This window comes from Streptomyces sp. YS-3, assembly GCF_045257485.1.
In the GTDB taxonomy this organism is placed as follows: Bacteria; Actinomycetota; Actinomycetes; order Streptomycetales; family Streptomycetaceae; genus Streptomyces.
On sequence record NZ_JBJHPC010001180.1, the window covers coordinates 1 to 625 of the forward strand.

The 625-nt window shown below is 71.5% G+C and carries 1 protein-coding gene; it reads right to left on the reverse strand.

All coding sequences use genetic code 11. The annotated features are described in order from the left end of the window. A partial coding sequence (locus ACJA3G_RS38210) for a TerD family protein (RefSeq protein WP_406557577.1) occupies positions 1-542 on the reverse strand: 542 nt, incomplete at its 3' end. Positions 543-625: the final 83 nt, after the last annotated feature.

Here is a 625-nt window from a genome sequence, read left to right on the forward strand (position 1 = left end):
TCATGGAGGTCTATCTGCGCGGCGGGCGCGGCGGCCTGCGGCTCCTCGACCGAGACGCCGAAGTCGGTGGCGATGCCCGCCAGTCCGTTCGCATACCCCTGGCCCACCGCGCGGGCCTTCCAGGCGCCGCCGCGCAGATAGACCTCCATGACGACGAGCGCGGTCTCGCCGCCGAGCTGCGGCGGGGTGAAGGTGGCGATCACGCTGCCGTCGTCGGCGTTGCGCAGGGTGGCGGTGGGCTCGATGCCCTGGAAGGTCTGGCCCGCGGCGTCGGGGCTGGCGGTGACGACGATCTTCTCGATACCGGGCGGCACCGCCGCGGTGTCCACCACGATCGCGTCCGGCGCGGTGCCGCCGCCGGACCGGTAGGTGACACCGGGGCCGGAGGGCTGGTTGTAGAAGATGAAGTCGTCGTCCGAGCGCACCTTGCCGTCGGCGGTGAGCAACAGGCCCGACACGTCGAGCCGCACCGGAGCGGAGACGTCCACCGCCACGCGGGCGGCCGGGAGCGGAAGGTTCGAGCCAGGTGTCATTGCGGTCATGTCCCGGAAACGAGCGGCACGGCTTTACGGTTCCTTGAACGTCCCGCCAATTCGGGAACGCCCCCGGAACCCGTCCCCGGAAC